This is a genomic window from Pseudomonas sp. BMW13, from assembly GCF_013357275.1.
Taxonomy (GTDB): Bacteria; Pseudomonadota; Gammaproteobacteria; order Pseudomonadales; family Pseudomonadaceae; genus Aquipseudomonas; species Aquipseudomonas khazarica.
The window spans coordinates 1-223 of sequence record NZ_SUKD01000102.1; the positions used below are offsets into that span (position 1 = coordinate 1).

1 protein-coding gene is annotated in these 223 nt (G+C 63.7%); it reads left to right on the forward strand.

Annotated elements, in window-relative coordinates; genetic code table 11:
• On the forward strand, window positions 1-223 hold a 223-nt coding region (locus E4487_RS25080), incomplete at both ends, for an aldehyde dehydrogenase family protein (protein WP_175254590.1).

Sequence of the window (223 nt, forward strand, 5' to 3'; positions counted from 1 at the left end):
CATCGCCAACGACACCGAGTTCGGCCTGGGCGCCGGCGTGTGGAGCCGCGACATGAACGTCGCCTACCGCATGGGCCGTGCGATCAAGGCGGGTCGTGTATGGACCAACTGCTACCACCTGTACCCGGCGCATGCTGCCTTCGGCGGCTACAAGAAGTCCGGGGTCGGGCGTGAGACCCACAAGATGATGCTCGATCACTACCAGCAGACCAAGAACCTGCTG